Genomic DNA, 20,081 nt, shown 5'->3' with positions numbered 1-20,081 from the left:
TCCAAGCGACAACCACGATGGGCAAGGCGAAGACAGCGTACGTCTGCAGCGAATGCGGCGCGGAATATTCCAAATGGCAAGGGCAGTGCACCGAGTGCAATGCCTGGAACTCGCTGACCCAGATCGTGCTGGAGCCGGTCGCCGGGGCCGGTCCGCCGGCCGCGCGCCGCAGCGGCTGGGCGGGCAAGGCCGAGGCGCCGAAAATCACCGCGCTCAAGGACGTGCGCCATAGCGAAGAGGCGCGCGTGTCCACCGGCATCGGCGAGTTCGATCGCGTGCTGGGTGGCGGCCTGGTGGAAGGCGCAGTGGTGCTGGTGGGCGGCGATCCGGGCATCGGCAAGTCGACCCTGCTGCTGCAGGCGCTTGCCAGGATGTCGGACAGCCTTCCCGCGCTCTACATCACCGGCGAGGAATCGCTGGCGCAGGTGGCCGGACGCGCCGTGCGCCTGGACCTACCGCTGGACAACCTGCAGGCGTTGGCGGAGACCGGCGTGGAGAACATCCTGCAGCATGCCGCCGCCGCGCGACCGCGACTGATCGTGGCTGACTCGGTACAGACTTTGTGGACCGAATCGCTCACCGCTGCCCCCGGTTCGGTCAGCCAGGTGCGCGAGAGCGCCGCCCGGCTGGTGCGCTATGCCAAGGAAACCGGCACCGCCGTGTTCCTGGTCGGTCACGTGACCAAGGAAGGCGGCATCGCCGGCCCGCGCGTGCTCGAACACATGGTGGATGCGGTGCTGTACTTCGAAGGCGAAAGCGGCAGCCGCTTCCGCATCCTGCGCGCGTTCAAGAACCGCTTTGGCGCCGTCAACGAGTTGGGCGTGTTCGCGATGGGCGAGAAGGGCCTGAAGGAAGTGCCCAATCCGTCGGCGATTTTCCTGTCCGGCAGCAGCAACCAGCCGGGCAGCTGCGTGTTGGTCACACGCGAAGGCACGCGTCCGTTGATGGTGGAAGTGCAGGCGCTGGTGGACTCCTCGCCCTTGTCCAATCCGCGCCGCGTCGCCGTGGGGCTGGAGCAGAACCGCCTGGCGATGCTGCTGGCCGTGCTGCATCGGCATGGCGGCATCGTGGTGGGCGATCAGGACGTGTTCGTCAACGTGGTCGGCGGCATCCGCGTGCAGGAAACCGCGGCCGATTTGCCGGTGCTGCTGGCGGTGTTGTCATCACTGCGCGACCGCCCGCTGGGCGAAAAGACCGTGGCCTTTGGCGAGGTCGGCCTGTCCGGTGAAATCCGTCCGGTGCCCAATGGCGAGGAACGCCTGCGCGAAGCGGCGACGCATGGCTTCAAGCGCGCCATCGTGCCCAAGGGCAATGCGCCCAAATCCGGCACGTTCAAGGGCCTGGAAGTCATCGCGGTCGAGCGCCTGTCGCAAGCGATTGAAGCCGCCGCAGATTGAGCCGACGTGGGCGCTGCTTCGCGCGTCAAGCATCGCGCGAAGCAGCGATCCCGCAGCCATCCCGTAGGAGGGGCTTCAGCCCCGAAGCCCCTGCAAATGGGGCTGACCAGATATTCGTCTGTTCAAAGCCGGCCCCGAAGCAATGAAGCCAACTGCGCCGGCGCATCCTCCGCCGCCACCTCCAGCGGCACATCCGGCGCAATCCCCTCGATCTCGTTGCGCCCGTCTTCCAGGAATCGTGCGCAGTTGGGCATCACCACGTCCAGCGGCAGTTCGTGCAGCGACACGCGCGTGCCGCCGTCGACATAGCCGCAGCCGGCTCCCAGCGTGCGCTCACCGATGACGGTAGCCACGTGGTTCTGTTGCAGCCAGGCAACGAAGTCTTCCGACGCCGACGCCGTGCCCCCATCGCTGAGAATCAGCACAGGTCCTTGCCACGCGCCGGTACCGACCAACTCTTCGCGTTCCAGGGCGAGGTCGAACACCGGGCAATCCCGATGTCCCTGCCAAACCCGCGCGCGCTGGCAGGCAGGTGCGACGAGGCGAGGGGCGGCGCGACTCATCCGGCGATCCGTCATCAACGCAATGACGTCGCTGACCCATTCGCTGCCGCCGCCGTTGCCGCTGACATCCACGAGCAGGCGTTTGGCTCCGCTCGCCTGCAATGCAGCGAGGCGTTGCCGCAGTTGCTCCTGCAGGCGCGCACGCACGGCGAGCTGCAGGGCGCGGGCATCCAGCCCGGACCGGAGCACCTGCCGGCAACTGGCCAGATAGCGGTCTTCGCCGAACTGCGCGATGCGCAGCACGCCGACATCGCCGGCGATCCCGGTGGGAAAGGGGCCGTCTGCCAGTTGTCGCCAGCCGGGTAATTGGGCGAAGTCGAAGCGGAAGGCGTGGTTGCCCTCTTCATAGCCGGCGGCTTCGCAGCTGGCCACGACGGCCAGCTTTTCATTGGCGACCTGCTCGACAACGCTGCCGACCTGGCCTGCCGGCGCCGCCGACTGCCGCTGCTCGAAGCGGAGGTGAGGATCCTTGAACGCCCGGACGAAATCCCTGAGCACGAAGAACGCACGAACACGCGAATGCGCGTTGGTCAATGCCTGGGTGGTGCGTCGATCCAGTGCGGCCAGATCCACGCGCCGCTGCTGCGATATCCAATCCAGGTTGGCATAGCCCTGCGCCATGCCGTGCTTGATGCGTGCGTAGTCGGCCAGCCAGGGGCGCGCGTCGTAGCTGGCGGCGTCCCACGCCACCAGCGCCACCGCGACCACCACCAGGGCGGCTGCGGAGCGCAACATCCAGCGACGAGTTCGATACCAACGACCGGGCGATGCAGGGGACATGGCGGCACTCCGAAGGCAGAGACCGGCAAGGCTAGGCGAGGCCCGTCATGGCGGACAGCGGAAAGCGACGGGAACGGCCCCGGTCCGACGGAACCCGGCAATGGCAGGATGGAGTCGCCGGGCAGATGCTCGAATGGATGGCTGCGGCGGTGCGGCGGCTTACCCGCGCTGCAGCACCTGCTCGATCACGTACTTGCTGCCGAAGAACGCCAGCAGCAGCAGCGCCATCGCGGCCAGAGTCCAGCCCACCGCCTTGCTGCCGCGCCAGCCGTAACGCCAGCGACCCATCAGCAGCGCGCCGAACGCCAGCCAGGACAACACGCTCAGCACGGTCTTGTGGACCAGATGCTGGGCCAGCAGGTTTTCGACGAACAGCACGCCGGTCAACAGCGTCGCCGTCAGCAGGGCAAAGCCCACTGCAATCGTGCGGAACAGGAGGTCTTCCAGTTCGGTCAGCGGCGGCAGCGCACGCAACCAGGGATGGAAGCGGCGCCGGCGCAGGGCGCGTTCCTGCAACCACAGCATCACTGCCAGCAGTGCCGCGATGGCCAGCGTGGCGTAGGCCAGCAGCGCCAGCCAGGCATGCAACTGCAGACGCCAGTCCATGCCATTGCCGGGGCGGTGGCCTTGTTGGTGGTAGAGCGCCAGCAACACGGCCGCCAAGGGGAAGGCGAACACACCCAGCGCCGCCAGACGCCCGCGTGCACCGGCCAAGGTTGTCATCGCCGCCATGCCCAGGCCGACCAGCGACAGCGCCGAGTAGAAATGCATGTCCGGCCCGCCCGGCGTGCGCCATGCCACCCACAGGTGGTAGTCGGCGTGCATCAGCAAGGCCAGCACGGCCGGCCCCAGCCAGATGCGCTGCAGTTGCAGGCGCGACTGTGCGGCGGCTCGGACCAGCAGGCCCGTGGCCACCAGGTAGGCGAGGACGGCGATGAGAACAATTGTCATCGAATGAGTGTCGCATAGCCGCGCAGGCCGGCATAGCAAGCCGCTTGCTCACCGGGACGGGTCGACGCGGCGGGCTATAATCGCCGCCCACTCCGCATTTCAGTGAATCATGTTCGAGTCCCTCACCCAGCGCCTGTCCGGCACCATCGAACGCCTGCGCGGCCGCGGCCGGCTGAGCGAGGAGAACATCCGCGAAGCCACCCGCGAGGTGCGCATCGCCCTGCTCGAAGCCGATGTCGCCTTGCCGGTGGTGCAGGCGCTGATCGAACGCATCAAGGTGCGTGCGGTCGGCCAGGAAGTGCTGAAGTCACTGACCCCGGGCCAGGCCCTGATCAAGGTGGTCCGCGATGAGCTGACCGCGGTGATGGGTTCGCAGGCCAGCGATCTGAACCTCAATGTGCCGGCGCCGGCGGTCATCCTGATGGCCGGCCTGCAGGGTGCCGGCAAGACCACCACCGTGGGCAAGCTGGCCAAGCACCTGAAGGAGCGCCGCAAGAAGAAGGTGATGGTGGTCAGCGCCGACGTCTACCGCCCGGCCGCGATCGAGCAGCTCAAGACCCTGGCCCAGCAGGTCGACGTGCTGTTCTTCCCCTCCGATGCCGGGCAGAAGCCCGAAGCCATCGTCCGCGCCGCCATCGACGATGCGAAAAAATCGTTCGTGGACGTGCTTATCGTTGATACCGCCGGCCGCCTGGCGATCGACGAAGCGATGATGGGCGAAATCAAGGCGCTGCACGCGGCGGTCGCGCCGGTGGAAACGCTGTTCGTGGTTGATGCCATGACCGGCCAGGACGCGGCCAACACCGCCAAGGCCTTCAGCGAAGCCCTGCCGTTGACCGGCGTGGTGCTGACCAAGACCGACGGTGACGCCCGTGGCGGCGCCGCGCTGTCGGTGCGCTACATCACCGGCAAGCCGATCAAGTTCATCGGCGTGGGCGAGAAGCCCGACGGCCTGGATGTGTTCCATCCCGAACGCGTGGCCAACCGCATCCTCGACATGGGCGACGTGCTGTCGCTGGTCGAGCAGGTGGAACAGGGCGTTGATCGCGAGAAGGCCGAGAAGCTCGCCGCCAAGGTCGCCAAGGGCAAGAAGTTCGACCTCAACGACATGCGCGATCAGTTGGAGCAGATGCAGAACATGGGCGGCATCGGTGGCTTGATGGACAAGCTGCCGGGCATGGGCAACATCCCCGACCACGTGAAGCAGCAGGTCGCCGCCGGCAAGGAAGTGCCGCGGATGATCGCCATCATCGGTTCGATGACCAAGAAGGAACGCCGCAACCCGGCGTTGCTCAATGGCTCGCGTCGCGCGCGCATCGCGCGTGGCTCGGGCACCACGCCGGCCGACGTCAACAAGCTGATGAAGCAGTACCAGCAAATGGAAAAGATGATGGGCAAGCTGGCCGGCGGCGGCATGAAGGGCTTGATGCGCGGGATGAAGGGCATGATGGGCGGCGCCCGCGGCGGCCTGCCGTTCCGTTGATCGCCACGCCCGCGGCCATGGTCATCACCCGACTCAATGGCCGCGACGCCAGCGCCGATGATTTGCGCGCCCTGGCGATCGGCAACTATGGCCACTTCACCGCCATGCAGGTGCGGGGCAGGGCGGTACAGGGACTGCGCCACCACCTCGATCGTCTGCAGGCCGCAACGCGCGAACTGTTCTCCACCGAACTGGACCAGGACCGCATCCGTGAGGTGCTGCGCGATGCCGTGTGCGCAGGGCCAGGGGATTCATCGCTGCGCCTGACCGTGTTCGCGCGCGGCTTTGATTACCGCCATGCCCTGCGCCCGGTCGAGGTCGATTTGCTGGTGACTTTGTCGCCGCCCACCTCACCGGACAAGCCGCCGCTGCGGGTCAAGTCGTACGTCTTTACGCGTCCGCTGCCGCATATCAAGCACGTGGGCACGTTCCCGCTGTTCCACCATCGTCGGTTGGCATTGCAGGATGGATGGGACGATGCGCTTTTCGTCGGACAGGACGGCCAGCTCATCGAAGGCTCCATCTGGAACCTGGGCCTGTGGGATGGCCAGCAGGTGGTATGGCCGGAAGGGCCGGCCTTGCGCGGCACGAATGAACGCCTGATCGCGGACGGCCTGGCGGCGTTGGGCATTCCCCAGTCCAGCAGGGTGGTGAGACTGGACGACCTGACCGCTTTCCAGGCCGCATTCGCCAGCAATGCCAGTGGTTTTCAGGCGGTGACGGCCATCGATCAGGCCAGCTGGCCGGTCGATGCCGCCCTGTTGGGCCTGCTGGAACGGGCCCTGGCGACCCAGACCTGGGACGCGCTCGACTGAGCGCCCCCAGCCGCGGGGAGCGCGGCAAGGTTTCCTTCCTTGCTTCAATGGCTTAGAATTGCCGGCTTACCTCGCCACCCTGGCGACTGGGCAACACTGGAAATCAAGCAATGGTCAAGATCCGTCTTACTCGTGGCGGCGCCAAGAAGCGTCCCTTCTACCACATCATCGTCACCGACTCGCGCAGCGCGCGTGACGGCCGCAACATCGAGCGCGTGGGTTACTACAACCCGGTCGCCTCGGGTGCGGAAAAGCGCGTCGAACTCGACGTAGCACGCGTTGATCACTGGGTGGGCAATGGCGCCCAGCTGACTGAAAAGGTCCGCACCCTGTACAAGGAAGCGGCCAAGGCCCAGGCTTCGGCCTGATGTCTGCGGCCACGCCCGCAGACGGCGTGGCCACTGCTTCGCACATGGACACCGAGCGCCCGTCGCGCCAGCAGAAAACCATTCTGCTGGGCCGCTTCACGGGCGCTTTCGGTATTCGCGGCCAGGTCAAACTGGAATCGTGGACCGAGCCACGCGACAGCATTTTCCGCTATCAACCGTGGATCCTGCGCAGCGCCGACGGCGCCGAGCGCGAGATATCCGGCGTGCGTGGCAAGAGCTCCGGCAAGGTGGTCGTCGCCGACGTGCCGGGCGTTGCGGATCGTGATGCTGCCGAGGCATTGCGCGGCACCGAGATATTGGTCTCGCGCGCTGCGTTGCCGCCGCCCAGTGCGGGCGAGTTCTACTGGGTCGATCTGGAAGACCTGCAGGTGGTGAACCTGGAAGGCGTGGATTTCGGCCGCGTTTCGCATCTGTTTTCGACCGGCGCTAACGATGTGCTGGTGGCGCGCGGCGAGCGCGAACGCATGATTCCCTTCCTCGAGCCCGACGTCATCCGCGAAGTCGATTTCGACGCCGGTCGCATCACGGTGGACTGGGACGCCGACTTTTGAGGCTCGGCGCGTCCGGCTTCGCCATAGCCAGACGCCCGCGCTCCGCCTACTCTGCTGCCCCATGCGCATCGATGTCCTGACCCTGTTCCCGGAATTCATCGCCCAGGCCGCGGCCGTGGGCGTGGTGGGCCGTGCGCAGGAGCGTGGGCTGATCGCATTGCAGGGCTGGAATCCCCGCGACTATGCCGAGGGCAATTACCGCCGGGTCGATGACCGACCCTTTGGCGGTGGCCCCGGCATGGTGATGATGATCGAGCCGCTGCGCCGCTGCCTGGCCGCGGCCCGGCAAGCCGACGAGCGCCCCGCACCGGTGATTTACCTCAGCCCACAGGGTCAGCCGCTGACCCAGCCGCTGGTGCGCGAACTGGCGGCCATGCCGCGGATGATCCTGTTGTGTGGCCGCTACGAAGGCGTGGACGAGCGCTTCCTGGAGGCCGAAGTGGACCGGGAAATCTCCATCGGCGACTACGTGCTGTCTGGCGGGGAACTGGCAGCGGCCGTGTTGATCGACGCCGTGGGCCGGCTGCAGGAAGGCGCCCTCAACGATGCCGACTCGGCCATCCAGGACAGTTTCGAGGGCGATGGCCTGCTGGATTGCCCGCATTACACCCACCCCAGCCAGCACGCGTGGGGCGATGTGCCGGCGGTGCTCAAGTCGGGCAACCATGCGGAAATCGCCCGCTGGCGCCGCCAGCAGTCGCTGGGTCGGACCTGGCTGCGGCGGCCGGATTTGCTGGATGAGGCGGGGCTGTCCCGGGCGGATCGGGCCCTGCTCGAGGCCTTCCGGGCCGAACACGCCGCCCGCGGGCAGAAATAGCTCCGGCTTCTAGCCAACGGCGAGAAAAATCAGTAAGATGCCGGGCTCCCGAGCCGAGTCAGGCCGGGAACCCCATAAGAATATCGTGCAGCGCAAACCGGCGACTGCATCAGCCTACGTTGTCGAACGACACACCCACGCTTACTACACGGTGCCACCATGAGCAGTCTCAACAAGTCCATCATCGCGGAATTCGAAGCCGCCCAGATTCAGCGCGAGCTGCCCGCTTTCGGTCCCGGCGACACCGTCGTCGTGAACGTCAAGGTGAAGGAAGGCAACCGTGAGCGCGTGCAGGCCTACGAAGGCGTGGTCATCGGCAAGAAGAACGCCGGCCTGAACTCCGCGTTCACCGTCCGCAAGATTTCGCACGGCTACGGCGTCGAGCGCGTGTTCCAGACCCACAGCGCCGCCATCGACTCGGTCGAAGTGAAGCGTCGCGGCAAGGTGCGTTCGGGCAAGCTGTACTACCTGCGCGATCTGGAAGGCAAGGCTGCGCGCATCAAGGAAGATCTGGCCGCCAATGCCGCCGCCAAGAAGGCGCGTCTGGCTGCTGCCGCTGCTTCGGAATAATTCCGCCGCATCTGCCAGCTGCGACGAACGGCCACCTTCGGGTGGCCGTTTGCGTTTGGCGTGGCTACATCATGGAGGCGGGAGAATCCTTCCTTCCAGCGTGGTGCATTGCCATGAAGAACCTCACGAATCTTGCTCTCCTGTTGTGTCTTGCCGGTGGCGCGGCCACGCAGGCCGGTTGCGCATCCGACAGCAGCGTCAGCAGTGCAGACCCGGCCAAGGATCCATACCCGTGGTGCGCCGATCAACGACGCGAAGCCGCCGATCGCATGCCGACGTTGTCCAATGCCACGGCCGAAGAGCTGGAAAAACGTGACCGCTACGTGGATGCCCACGTGGCCAAAGACTGCCAGCAACCCCTGAGTCCTACCCATCCTTGACCTTGCCGCGACCGATTGATGACCGACACTGCCACTGACAACATCGCCGCATTGCGCCTGGACATCTGGTTGTGGGCGGCGCGCTTCTACAGGACGCGCAGCCTGGCCAAGCAGGCGGTGGAAACCGGCAAGGTGGAAGTGGGCGGACAACGCGCCAAGGCTTCGCGCTCCGTGCGGGTCAACGACACGTTGACGATCACGCGCGGCGAAGAGCAGTTTGAAGTCAGCGTTGCCGCATTGAGTGATCAACGCGGCCCGGCCCCGGTCGCCCAGGCACTGTATGTGGAGAGCGAGGCGTCGCGCCTGCGTCGCGATGCCGCCGCCGCCGAACGTCGTGCAGCGCGGACGGGTTACCAGGCGCCGCTGTCGAAGCCGGACAAGCGCGCGCGCCGATTGATACGCGCGCTGGGCGACATCGACGCGATGTAAGCGCGCCGGCGGCTTCGCAAGGCGCGCAGGGCGGTCGGTGCGCGCCGATCAGCGCCCGCCGCCGAACAGGCCGCCGCCAAGTTTCATCAGATCGCCCAGTCCCAGCTGGCCATCGCCATCCTGATCCAGCACCGCACCCAGGATGCCGCCGCCCAGTCCCTGCTCGGTGACCTGTGCGTGTTCCTGGTCCAGCGTCTGGCTCAACGCCGCGGGCGAGGCCTGGCCTCCCTGCATCATCCGCTGCGCCAGGAAGGACAGTACGATCGGCGCAAGAATCGCCAGCAACTGCTTGGCTTGCGGACCGGCCAATCCTGCGGCCTGGCCAACGCCCAAGGCGGCGCGGTCCTGATTGCCACCCAGCACATGGCCCAGAATCCCGGCGCCGTCGGTCTGTGGCGTGGCGCCACCGCCGCCCAGCACGGAACCCAGCAGGCCGCCCAGATCAAAGCCACTGCTGTGATCGCGCTGCAAGGCGCCAAACAGCGCTTCGGCCCCCTGCGGTTGCGCGGCATTGCGACCCAGTGCGCCCATCAACAAGGGCAGGGCGGCGCCGATGGCATTGGACGCCTGGCTCTGGTCGATACCCAACTGCTGCGACACCTGCTGCAAGGGCGCGCCCTGCAGCTGCGAAAACAATTGCTCGGTCAGTGACGTGTTCATGCGACACCTCGTGGGGAAGAACGCGGAAAGGGCCTGGCTGGCGCAAGCATACGCCCGCGATGTTAGGGACCTGCAACGTTGCGGCGCCGCCGGTCGGGACGCTTGAGTCCCGTCCATGAAAAAGGCCGCGCATCGTGGATGCGCGGCCTTCGACCATTCAACGGAAATGGATTCCGCTGGCTCGGCTCAATCAAGTCCTGGCAAGATCAAAGCGATCCAGGTTCATCACCTTGCCCCACGCCGCCACAAAGTGTTCGACGAACTTGGCTTTGGCATCCGCACTGGCGTAGACCTCGGCCAGCGCCCGCAGCTGCGAGTTGGACCCGAAGATCAAATCCACGCGCGTGCCGGTCCACTTCACTTCACCGGTCTTGCGGTCCTTGGCTTCGAACACGGCTTCATTATCGGCCGTGGCTTTCCACTCCGTGCCCATGCTCAGCAGGTTGACGAAGTAATCATTGGACAGCGTCTCTTCGCGATCGGTGAACACGCCATGGCGCGTCTTGCCCACATTGCCACCCAACATGCGCAGGCCACCCACCAGCACCGTCATTTCCGGCGCGGTCAAGGTGAGCAGCTGCGCCTTGTCGATCAGCAGCACTTCGGCCGGCACCACGTACTTGGCCTTGAGGTAGTTGCGGAAGCCGTCGGCCACCGGTTCCAGCACATCGAACGAATGCGCGTCGGTCTGTTCGGCGGACGCATCGGTGCGGCCCGGCGAGAACGGCACGCTCACCTCGTGGCCACCGTTGCGCGCCGCCTGTTCCACTGCGGCCGAACCGCCCAGCACGATCAAATCGGCCAGCGACACCTGCTTGCCGGCCTGCGCTGCGTTGAAGTCTTTCTGGATGCCTTCCAGCGTCGCCAGCACCTTCTGCAATTGCGCCGGTTCGTTGACTTCCCAGTCTTTCTGCGGGGCCAGGCGAATGCGCGCACCGTTGGCGCCGCCGCGCTTGTCCGAGCCACGGAACGTGGCGGCCGAAGCCCAGGCCGTGGAGACCAGTTCGGCGATGGACAGACCCGAGGCCAGGATCTGCTTCTTCAGCGCGGCAATGTCGGCGTCATCAATCGGCGCCTTGTCCGCCGCCGGGGTCGGGTCCTGCCAGATCAGTTCTTCACTCGGCACTTCCGGGCCCAGGTAACGCGAGCGCGGGCCCATGTCGCGATGGGTCAGCTTGAACCAGGCGCGGGCGAAGGCGTCGGCAAACTGGTCGGGATTTTCCAGGAACCGGCGCGAGATCTTTTCGTAAGCCGGATCGAAACGCAGCGACAGATCGGTGGTGAGCATGGCGGGCGCGCGACGCTTGGTCTTGTCATGCGCATCCGGCACCGTGTTGGCGCCGGCGCCATTCTTGGGCTGCCATTGATGCGCGCCAGCCGGGCTGGTGGTCAGCTCCCACTCGTAGCCAAACAAATTCCAGAAGAAATTGTTGCTCCACTTGGTCGGCGACGAGGTCCAGGTGACTTCCAGGCCGCTGGTGATGGCATCGCCCGCGATGCCGGTGCCATGCGTGCTGTGCCAGCCCAAGCCCTGGGCGACGATGTCCTGCGCTTCCGGATCCTTGCCCACATGCGAGGTTTCGCCTGCGCCGTGGGTCTTGCCGAAGGTGTGGCCGCCGGCAATCAGCGCCACCGTCTCTTCATCGTTCATCGCCATGCGCGCGAAGGTTTCGCGGATGTCGCGTGCAGCGGCGATCGGATCCGGATTGCCATTGGGGCCTTCCGGGTTCACATAGATCAGGCCCATCTGCACGGCGCCGAGCGGATTCTCCAGATCGCGATCACCGGAGTAGCGCTTGTCGCCGCCCAGCCAGGTGGTTTCCGAACCCCAGTACACATCCAGATCCGGTTCCCACACGTCAGGGCGACCACCGCCAAAACCGAAGGTCTTGAAGCCCATGGTTTCCAGCGCGACGTTGCCGGTCAGGATCATCAGATCCGCCCAGGAAATCTTGCGGCCGTACTTCTGCTTGATTGGCCACAGCAGCCGGCGCGCCTTGTCCAGGCTGACGTTGTCCGGCCAGCTGTTGAGCGGCGCATAGCGTTGCTGGCCACGACCGCCGCCGCCGCGACCATCGGCGATGCGGTAGGTGCCGGCGCTGTGCCAGGCCATGCGGATGAACAAGGGGCCGTAATGACCGAAGTCAGCCGGCCACCAATCCTGCGAATCGGTCATCAGGTCGGCCAGATCTTTCTTCAGCCCTTCGTAGTCCAGGGTCTTGAACTCTTCGGCATAGTTGAACGACTCGTCCATCGGACTGGACTTGTCCGAATGCGCGGCCAGCAGGTCAAGACGCAACTGGTTGGGCCACCAATCGCGGTTGCTGGGGCCGCTGGTGGATTGGTGGAAGGGACACTTGGTTTCAACATTCATGGTCGGCTGCCTTGAGTGGTGGCGGTGAAAACGCGTCGAAGGCGAGAACTGAGCTGGGGAATGCCCGCAGCGACAGAAGATGTACTCGCCGGTAGTGGCAGGCAAGTGACGGGAGCCGTCACCGCTGGCGCAGGAACATCAGCCAGGCAGAGCGGGAGCGTCGATGCAGTGACATGGGCACGTCCTCGTTATGCCGGTGGCGATCCGTTGCCAGACTAGGCAAGCGTGAAGAGTATGGAAAATCGATTGTGACGAAGTATTTGATAGCGGGTAGCTATGACTAGCCCGTCGCCTTCGCCCATGGTCGCGCCTGGCAGCGGCCCCGAGACCGCCGCCGGGCGGAACAGCCGACGCTACGCGGCTGTTCCTTTGCAACCCGGCGTCGGGCTTACAACGGTCGCGGCGTCGCGGTCGTGCTGGTGGGCAGGACGGGCGGGGTGATGGCGGGTTCGCGTCCGTCCAACGAACGCAGGAAAGCCGCGATCGCCTCGATTTCAGTTGCCGACAGGTTTTGGCCCAGCTGGCTTTCCGCCATGACCCGGATGGCCTCGTTCAAGTCCCAGACCTGGCCACTGTGGAAGTAGGGCGCGGTGCGGGCGACGTTGCGCAGCGGCGCGGCGCGGAACACGAACGCGTCGCCGGCTTCCTTGGTCACCGCAGCCCGGCCGAGATCGGCCGGCGGCAAGATCGCTTCGTCCGGCCGCTTGACCGCCCCGAACGCGAAGTAGGCCTGGCCTCCGACGTTGGCGCCGGAATGGCAGGCCACACAGCCCTTGTCGATGAACAGTGACAGCCCTTCGCGCTCTTGCGCGTTCAAGTCGGCCTTGCCGGTCAGGAACTGATCAAAGCGCGAACTCGGCGTGATCAACGTGGCCTCGAAGGCCTCGATGGCACGCGCCATGTTCTCGAAGTTGATCGGGTCGGTCTCGCCGGGAAAGGCCGCGGCAAATGCCTCGACGTAACCGGGCATGCTGTCCAGCGTTTCTTCCACGCGCTCGATCGTGTTGTGCATCTCCACCGGGTTCTGCACCGGGCCCTTGGCCTGCTCCTTCAGATCCGGTGCGCGACCGTCCCAGAACTGCGCCAGGTTGAATACCGAGTTCAGCACGGTCGGCGAATTGCGCGGGCCTTTCTGACCGCCATGACCGGTGGAAGTCACCACATTGTCGGCGCCGGCCGTGCCCAGGTTGTGGCAGCTGTTGCAGCTGATGGTATGGCTGCCGGAAAGCCGGGGATCGAAGAACAGGCTCTGCCCCAGCGCGATGCGGGCCTCGGTGAGCGGCTGATCACGCACCTTGTCCAACTTGTCAGGAAGGGGTTGGAACAGTTGGCGGGCCGAGTCCCGCAGGGGATCGGCGGCGGGAGCGGCGATTTGCGCAGCGTCGGCGGTCGGCATGGCGGCGGGCGCGTCGACGCTCTCGGACTTCTTGCATGCCGTCAGGCCGCTGCCGAGCGTGGCAATCACCAGACAGGTGATCGTGAAAGAACGAGTGGGCTTCATGGAAACTCCGTGGCTTGAAACCCGCCCATTGGAGTCGGCGCGCAAGCACGCGCACATTGATTGCAATCAAGCTCGCCGGCAGTGTGAGGCGAAGGACGGATGCACGCACCGCGTGTGCGCTGCAAGTACAACGCACACGGGTGGGGAAGGTTCGGGGCTTGCCCTCGACGGACAGACGTCGGGTCCAGCCTCTCCTACAGCAGCGACTTCAGGCGGTAGAGGGCTTCAAGCGCTTGCTTGGGTGTCAGCTCATCGGGATCCAGCGCAGCCAAGGCCTCGCTCGCCGCTGATTCCTGCGCCTGGAACAAGCCAATCTGATGCGGCGCATCCAAGGCGTCCGGCGCCATGCTCGATGCCTGGGTCTGGCGACCGCGTTGTTCGAGTTCTGCCAGCCGCCGGCGCGCCTGCGCCACGGTGGTCTTTGGCAGTCCGGCCAACGCAGCGACCTGCAGGCCGAAACTGCGATCGGCCGGGCCGTCCTTGACCGCATGCATGAACACCAGCACCTCACCCTGCTCGCGGTCGTGGTGCTCGACGGCATCCAGATGGACGTTGGCGATACCGCTTTCGCCGCCTTCCACCGATTCGGTCGCCAGCGCCGTCAGTTCGAAGTAGTGGGTGGCAAACAAGGTGTAGCAACGATTGTCGTGGGCCAGGTGGCGGGCGACGGCATCGGCCAGGGCCAGGCCGTCGTAAGTGGACGTGCCACGGCCGATTTCATCCATCAACACCAGCGACTGCGCCGTGGCGTGATGCAGGATGTAACTGGTCTCGGCCATTTCCACCATGAAGGTGGACTGGCCGCGCGCCAAGTCATCGCCGGCGCCGATGCGGGTGAGGATGCGATCAATCGGGCCGATCACCGCGCGCTGCGCCGGCACGAAGCTGCCGATATGTGCCAGCAGGACGATCAGTGCGTTTTGTCGCATGTAGGTGGATTTGCCGCCCATGTTGGGGCCGGTGATGATCAACATCCGTCGGCCCGGATGCAGATGCAGGTCATTGGGCTCGAACGGTTCATCGCGTACCGCCTCGACCACCGGGTGGCGACCGCGCTCGATGCTCAGTTCCGCCGTGTCAACCAATTGCGGCGCAGACCAGTCCAGTGCCTGCGCGCGTTCGGCGAAGCCGGCCAGCACATCCAGTTCGGCCAGTGCGGCCGCGCAGCGTTTGAGCGCGGCGAGTTCGTCCTGCAGGGTGTCCAGCACCTGTTCGTACAGCAGCTTTTCGCGCGACAGCGAACGTTCGCGCGCCGACAGCACCTTGTCCTCGAAGGCCTTGAGCTCTTCGGTGATGTAGCGCTCGGCATTGGTCAGGGTCTGGCGGCGGGTGTAGTGGACCGGTGCGCGCTCGGACTGGCCCTTGCTGATCTCGATGTAGAAGCCGTGGACGCGGTTGTAGCCCACCTTGAGCGTATTGATGCCGCTGGCTTCGCGCTCGCGGGCTTCCAGCTCGACCAGGAACTGATCGGCATTCGTGCTCAGGCGGCGCAGTTCATCCAGCTCGGCATCGAAGCCATCGGCAAACACGCCGCCATCGCTGATCTTCAGCGGCGGCTGCGGCGCCACGGCTTCGCGCAGGTGGAAGCTGATGGCATCGTGTTGTCCCAATTCGTCCAGCAAGGCGCGCAGGCGCGGCGATTCCAGCACTTCCTTGGCCGCGGGCGGGAGCCCGGATCCACCTTCCAGCTGTGCGCGGATGCCGGGCAGGGCGAGCAGGGCGTCGCGCAAGGTGGACAGGTCGCGCGGTCGCGCCGAACGCAGCGCGACGCGGGTCAGGATGCGCTCCACATCGCCCAGGCGGCGGAACGACTCGCGCAGGCTGTCGAAGCGATCACTGTCCGTCAGGCTTTGCACCGCCTGGTGGCGCTGCGCCAGCACCTGCCGATCACGCAGCGGCCGGTGCAGCCAGCGCCGCAGCAGTCGGCCACCCATCGGCGTGATGGTTGAATCCAGCACACCCAGCACGGTGTTGCGTTGATCGCCATCGATGCGCGTATCCAGTTCCAGGTGCCGGCGGGTGGCCGCATTCATGGCGATGGCGTCGCTGGCCGGCTCGAAGGTGATGGCGGTCAAGTGCGGCAGGCGCTGCTTCTGCGTTTCTTCCACATAACCCAACAACGCGGCGGCGGCGCCGGTGGCGCGCTGCAGGCCTTCGATACCGAAGCCGTTGAGATCACGCACGCCGAAAAACTGCAGCAGCTGGCGACGCCCGCTCTCGCCATCGAACAGCCAGGGCGCGCGTCGACGCACCCCATGGCGCGACATCAGGAAACCCGGCCAGCCGTCTTCGTCCGGCACCAGCACTTCGGCCGGCTCCAGCCGCGCCAACTCCGCTTCCAGGCCGTCATCGCTGTCGACTTCGTTGACCAGCAAACGGCCGCCGGCCAGATCGGCCCAGGCCAGCCCGTAGCCCTTGCGCCCACGAGCAACGGCCATGAGCAGGGTATCGCGGCGTTCGTTGAGCAGGGCCTCGTCGGTGACGGTGCCCGGCGTGACCACGCGCACCACCTTGCGCTCGACGATGCCCTTGGCCAGCGCGGGATCGCCGATCTGTTCGCAGATCGCCACCGATTCGCCCATCGCCACCAGTCGCGCCAGATAGCCTTCGTAGGCATGCACCGGCACGCCGGCCATGGGGATCGGCGCACCGGCCGAGTTGCCGCGCTGGGTCAGGGTGATGTCGAGCAGCCGCGCGGCCTTGCGCGCGTCGTCATAGAACAGCTCGTAGAAATCGCCCATGCGGAAGAACAGCAGCAGGTCCGGGTACTCCGCCTTGGCGGCGAAGAACTGGCGCATGAGAGGGGTGTGTTCCTGCTTGTCTGCACTCACGGAGGCGCTGGTGGTTCGTCAAAGCGGCGATTGTAGCGTCTGCCTGAAGGGAGTAACGGCATTTCCGCACGCGCGTGCTTAATTTCCCGTGCTTTTCCGCTGGCTCAGGTATGGGTGCGCTGCAAAATGCGCCGCTGCGCCAGCGATGTTAGCTTCGCCTGGAACGGGGTTTTTGCAGTGCGTTGCGCGCACTGCCTTTTGCACGGGAACAGCACCACCGAAGACGATTACTCACCAACGCTCACTACGCTGGAACATTGCCCTGGGGAGGGGAAACCGATGGTCGTAGCCAAACTGCAGCACCGCACGCTCGCGCTTGCCGTATTCGCCGCGTTGTCCGCCAACGCCTACGCGCAGCAACAAGCGCCCGCCGCCGAACCCAAGCCGGAAGAGGCCACCACCCTGGCCACCATGACGGTGACGGCGCAGAAGCGCGAGGAAGCCCTGCAGGATGTGCCGATCGCGGTCACGGCACTGCCCGAGCAACTGCTGCAGGACACCGGCGTGCGCGACATCAAGGATCTGCAGGTGCTGGTGCCGGGCATGACCGTCACCAGTACCCAGAGCGAAGCCATCACCACCGCACGTATCCGCGGCATCGGCACGGTGGGTGACAACGTCGGCCTGGAATCGTCGGTGGGCGTGGTGATCGACGGCGTCTACCGTCCGCGCAACAGCGTCGGCTTTGGCGATCTCGGCCAGCTGGAACGCATCGAGGTGCTGAAGGGACCGCAGGGCACCGTGTTCGGCAAAAACACCTCGGCCGGCGTGATCAACGTGGTCACCCGTCGTCCCAGCTATACCCAGTCGGCCGAAGGCGAAGTGACCGCCGGCAACTACAACGCCATGGGCATCGCCGGCAGCTACAACGATGCCCTGGGCGATCGCGCGGCCTTCAACATCTACGCCGCCAAGCGCAAGCGCGATGGCTGGATGGATGTGCGCACCGGCAATGGTCCGCGCACCGAGACCGATGACTACGACCAGAACTTCCACACCCTGCGCGGCAAGCTGCTGCTGGAGCCGAGCGACACCTTCGAGATCCTGCTCTCTGCCGACTACACCAGCCGCGAGGAAAACTGCTGTACCGCCGTGCAGACCACGGTGGGCGGCACCGCGCCGGTGATCAACGCCGTAGCCGGTGGCGGCAAGGCGATTGCCGCGCCGGGCGATGATCCGTTCGACCGCGTGGCCTACAGCAACCGCCCGACCACCCAGGACATCAAGGACAAGGGCATCTCGGCCGAGATCAACTGGGAACCGGAAGCGCTGAGCGGCGCCACGTTTACCTCGATCACGGCCTTCCGCGATTGGCAGGCGATCAACGGCCTGGACTACGACTTCACCACCGCCGACATCCTCTACCGCGTCGCCGACGAGGACGAGTCGTTCACCGGCTTCGAGACCTTCAGCCAGGAATTCCGCCTGACCGGCTCGACCGACAAAATCGATTGGATGTTCGGCGCGTTCTATTCGGACGAGGATCTGAAGCGCACCGAGACCTACCGCATCGGCCCGGCCTACGAGCCGTACCTGTCCTCGCTGGTGGGCAACATGGTGCTGGGCGGCCTGGCGCAACAGTTGGCCCCGTTCGGTCTGACCGTGGACATGAGCAATCCGGCGCTGTTCCTCTCGCAGGTCAGCGGCCAGCCCTACGGCACCAACTTCGCCGGCCTGGGTGCGCTGGATCACTACAAGCAGAACGCCAAGAGCACGGCGTTGTTCACCAACAACACCTGGCATGCCACCGATGCCTTCGATCTGACCCTGGGCCTGCGCTACACCCAGGAAAAGAAGAAGCTCGACTCGGTCTACAGCAATCCCAACGGCAGCATCGGTTGCGGCGCCACGCTGGCCAATCCGGCGGCGCGGGTGGGCGGAGCGCTGGCCGCGCGCATTCCCGGCTTCGCCATGTTGCCGGCGCAGGTGCAGGCGCAGATCCTGGGCGCAGTGGCGCCGCAGGTCGCCGGTTACATGTGTCTGCCTTGGGCCAACGCACTGCATAACGGCCGCAGCACGCAGCAGGAGCGCGAAGAGAAGGAATGGTCCGGCACGATCAAGGGCGCCTATCGCTGGAACGAACACGTGATGACCTACGCCTCGGCCGCGCGCGGCTACAAGGGCGGCGGCTTCAACCTGGATCGCGTGCAGTCGTCCAACCGCCTGTCCAGTGGTGGCGCCGGCATCTTCCCGGTCAATGACACCTCGTTCCCGGGTGAGTTCGTCGACAGCTACGAGCTGGGCGCCAAGACCACCTGGGCCGAAGGCAACCTGCTGCTCAACGCCACCTTGTTCCACCAGAAGTACGAGGACTTCCAGCTCAACAGCTTCCTCGGCACCAGCTTCGTGGTGCGCTCGATTCCTGAAGTGGTCTCGCAGGGCGTGGACACGGAAATCCTGTGGCAGCCCAAGAGCGTGCAGGGGCTGATGCTGCAGGGTGGCCTGATGTACGCCGACACCCAGTACGGCGACAACATCCCGGGTGGCGACTTCACCTATCCGGGCCAGTTGTACAAGCTGCCGGGTGCGCAGATGAGCTTTGCACCCAAGTGGTCGGGCTCGGCCTCGGTGACCTATGAATGGGACATGGGCAGCACGCTGATGGGTCGCTTCAACATCGGTGGCAAGTACATGTCCGAGTACAACACTGGCTCGGACCTGGACGCAGAGAAGATGCAGGACGCCTACACGGTGTTCAACGCACGCTTCGGCCTGGGTTCGCAGAACGGCCGCTGGATGCTGGAACTGTGGGCCAACAACCTGACCGACGAAGACTACGTGCAGGTCGGTTTCGACGGTCCGCTGCAGGCCGTGGGCACCTCGCGTCCGGGCGATCCGCTCAACACCTACAACGCCTTCCTGGGCGCGCCGCGCATGTACGGCATGACCTTGCGTCTGCGTTACTGATGGACTGCGCCTGGGGTCGTGCCGGGAAACCGGTACGACCCTTCGGCCGCGACAGGCTGGCGGATATGCGTTACAACACACGCTCCCCATGCCGCCCACTGCCATGACCCTGCCTGACGAAGCCCATCTCCGCGAACTGGCGGAACAGGTCGGCGCGCGACTGCGCGTCGAGCACGATCACCTGGTCACGGCCGAGAGTTGCACCGGCGGCTGGATCGCCAAGACGGTCACCGACATCGCCGGCTCCTCGGACTGGTTCGACAGCGGCATGGTCGCTTACAGCTACGAAGCCAAGCAGGCCTTGCTGGGTGTGCGCCCGCAGACCTTGGAAGTGCATGGCGCGGTCAGCCGCGAGACGGTGATCGAGATGGTCTCCGGCGCGCTGGTCAACTCCGGCGCCAGCGTCGCCGTGGCGGTGACCGGCATTGCCGGCCCGGGCGGCGGCAGTGACGACAAGCCGGTGGGCACGGTCTGGATTGGCTGGAAGCGGCGTGGTGGCTATGCCCGCGCGCAGGTCTTCCACTTCGGCGGCGATCGCGATGCCGTGCGCCGGCAGACGGTGGCGGCGGCATTGAATGGGTTGCAGGCGATCTGATTGATGGCGTTGCGTCGCCGGTCCTTGGTATGGGGCCGGGAGGCGGATTCGCGGGCCGCGGGAGATTGATGGGGGCAGGGGGCTTGCA

17 protein-coding genes are annotated in these 20,081 nt (G+C 65.7%); 11 read left to right on the top strand and 6 right to left on the bottom strand.

All coding sequences use genetic code 11. The features are described 5' to 3' along the window. Positions 1-17 precede the first annotated feature (17 nt). Complete coding sequence (gene radA / locus B5X78_RS02600) at positions 18-1,397, top strand: DNA repair protein RadA (RefSeq protein WP_079722915.1); 1,380 nt, start codon at positions 18-20, stop codon at positions 1,395-1,397. 122 nt (positions 1,398-1,519) lie between these two features. Here the strand turns inward: radA and B5X78_RS02595 are convergent, their stop codons facing one another. Together B5X78_RS02595 and B5X78_RS02590 are read right to left on the bottom strand one after the other, a co-directional pair. Further along, positions 1,520-2,740 (bottom strand): S41 family peptidase, encoded by a 1,221-nt coding sequence (locus B5X78_RS02595; RefSeq protein ID WP_079722914.1) that lies wholly within the window; start codon positions 2,738-2,740, stop codon positions 1,520-1,522. 159 nt (positions 2,741-2,899) lie between these two features. After that, positions 2,900-3,691: a cytochrome C assembly family protein gene (locus B5X78_RS02590; RefSeq protein ID WP_079722913.1), complete on the bottom strand. Its 792-nt coding sequence runs from the start codon at positions 3,689-3,691 to the stop codon at positions 2,900-2,902. 109 nt (positions 3,692-3,800) lie between these two features. Here B5X78_RS02590 and ffh point away from each other — a divergent pair, with 109 nt between their 5' ends. The 8 genes from ffh to B5X78_RS02550 all read left to right on the top strand — a co-directional run bounded on the left by ffh (position 3,801) and on the right by B5X78_RS02550 (position 9,125). Beyond that, a complete protein-coding gene (ffh, locus tag B5X78_RS02585; protein ID WP_079722912.1) occupies positions 3,801-5,174 on the top strand; it encodes a signal recognition particle protein in 1,374 nt (457 codons plus the stop codon). Positions 5,175-5,191: 17 nt separating this feature from the next. Next, positions 5,192-5,989, top strand: coding sequence for an aminotransferase class IV family protein (locus B5X78_RS02580; protein ID WP_079724394.1), 798 nt, complete (start codon positions 5,192-5,194; stop codon positions 5,987-5,989). 110 nt (positions 5,990-6,099) lie between these two features. After that, on the top strand, positions 6,100-6,357 hold the full coding sequence (gene rpsP / locus B5X78_RS02575; RefSeq protein ID WP_079722911.1) for a 30S ribosomal protein S16: 258 nt from the start codon (positions 6,100-6,102) through the stop codon (positions 6,355-6,357). A gap of 44 nt (positions 6,358-6,401) precedes the next feature. Continuing rightward, the gene (rimM, locus tag B5X78_RS02570; protein ID WP_079722910.1) at positions 6,402-6,929 is read left to right on the top strand and encodes a ribosome maturation factor RimM; all 528 of its coding nucleotides are present in this window, start codon (positions 6,402-6,404) and stop codon (positions 6,927-6,929) included. A gap of 61 nt (positions 6,930-6,990) precedes the next feature. Beyond that, the gene (gene trmD / locus B5X78_RS02565) at positions 6,991-7,746 is read left to right on the top strand and encodes a tRNA (guanosine(37)-N1)-methyltransferase TrmD (protein WP_079722909.1); all 756 of its coding nucleotides are present in this window, start codon (positions 6,991-6,993) and stop codon (positions 7,744-7,746) included. A gap of 159 nt (positions 7,747-7,905) precedes the next feature. Then, positions 7,906-8,316 (top strand): 50S ribosomal protein L19, encoded by a 411-nt coding sequence (rplS, locus tag B5X78_RS02560; RefSeq protein WP_079722908.1) that lies wholly within the window; start codon positions 7,906-7,908, stop codon positions 8,314-8,316. A 113-nt stretch (positions 8,317-8,429) separates the two neighbouring features. Continuing rightward, positions 8,430-8,696, top strand: a complete 267-nt coding sequence (locus tag B5X78_RS02555) for a hypothetical protein (protein ID WP_079722907.1) — start codon at positions 8,430-8,432, stop codon at positions 8,694-8,696. An 18-nt stretch (positions 8,697-8,714) separates the two neighbouring features. Continuing rightward, on the top strand, positions 8,715-9,125 hold the full coding sequence (locus tag B5X78_RS02550) for an RNA-binding S4 domain-containing protein (RefSeq protein WP_079722906.1): 411 nt from the start codon (positions 8,715-8,717) through the stop codon (positions 9,123-9,125). Positions 9,126-9,173: 48 nt separating this feature from the next. Here the strand turns inward: B5X78_RS02550 and B5X78_RS02545 are convergent, their stop codons facing one another. The 4 genes from B5X78_RS02545 to mutS form a co-directional block, all read right to left on the bottom strand. Further along, entirely contained in the window at positions 9,174-9,785 is a 612-nt protein-coding gene (locus tag B5X78_RS02545) for a DUF937 domain-containing protein (RefSeq protein WP_079722905.1), read from the bottom strand. 190 nt (positions 9,786-9,975) lie between these two features. Then, complete coding sequence (gene katG, locus B5X78_RS02540) at positions 9,976-12,159, bottom strand: catalase/peroxidase HPI (RefSeq protein WP_079722904.1); 2,184 nt, start codon at positions 12,157-12,159, stop codon at positions 9,976-9,978. Between the two features lie 388 nt (positions 12,160-12,547). Continuing rightward, positions 12,548-13,660, bottom strand: a complete 1,113-nt coding sequence (locus B5X78_RS02535) for a cytochrome-c peroxidase (RefSeq protein WP_217698631.1) — start codon at positions 13,658-13,660, stop codon at positions 12,548-12,550. 194 nt (positions 13,661-13,854) lie between these two features. After that, positions 13,855-16,458, bottom strand: a complete 2,604-nt coding sequence (gene mutS / locus B5X78_RS02530) for a DNA mismatch repair protein MutS (RefSeq protein ID WP_079722903.1) — start codon at positions 16,456-16,458, stop codon at positions 13,855-13,857. A 312-nt stretch (positions 16,459-16,770) separates the two neighbouring features. Here mutS and B5X78_RS02525 point away from each other — a divergent pair, with 312 nt between their 5' ends. After that, positions 16,771-19,398 carry a TonB-dependent receptor gene (locus B5X78_RS02525; protein WP_079722902.1) on the top strand — a complete coding sequence of 876 codons (2,628 nt, stop codon included), beginning with the start codon at positions 16,771-16,773 and terminating at the stop codon, positions 19,396-19,398. Positions 19,399-19,501: 103 nt separating this feature from the next. Further along, positions 19,502-19,993, top strand: coding sequence for a CinA family protein (locus B5X78_RS02520; protein WP_079722901.1), 492 nt, complete (start codon positions 19,502-19,504; stop codon positions 19,991-19,993). Positions 19,994-20,081 lie beyond the last annotated feature (88 nt).

The organism is Pseudoxanthomonas indica (genome assembly GCF_900167565.1).
Classification (GTDB): Bacteria; Pseudomonadota; Gammaproteobacteria; order Xanthomonadales; family Xanthomonadaceae; genus Pseudoxanthomonas_A; species Pseudoxanthomonas_A indica.
This window is presented reverse-complemented; position numbering and strand designations above follow the sequence as displayed.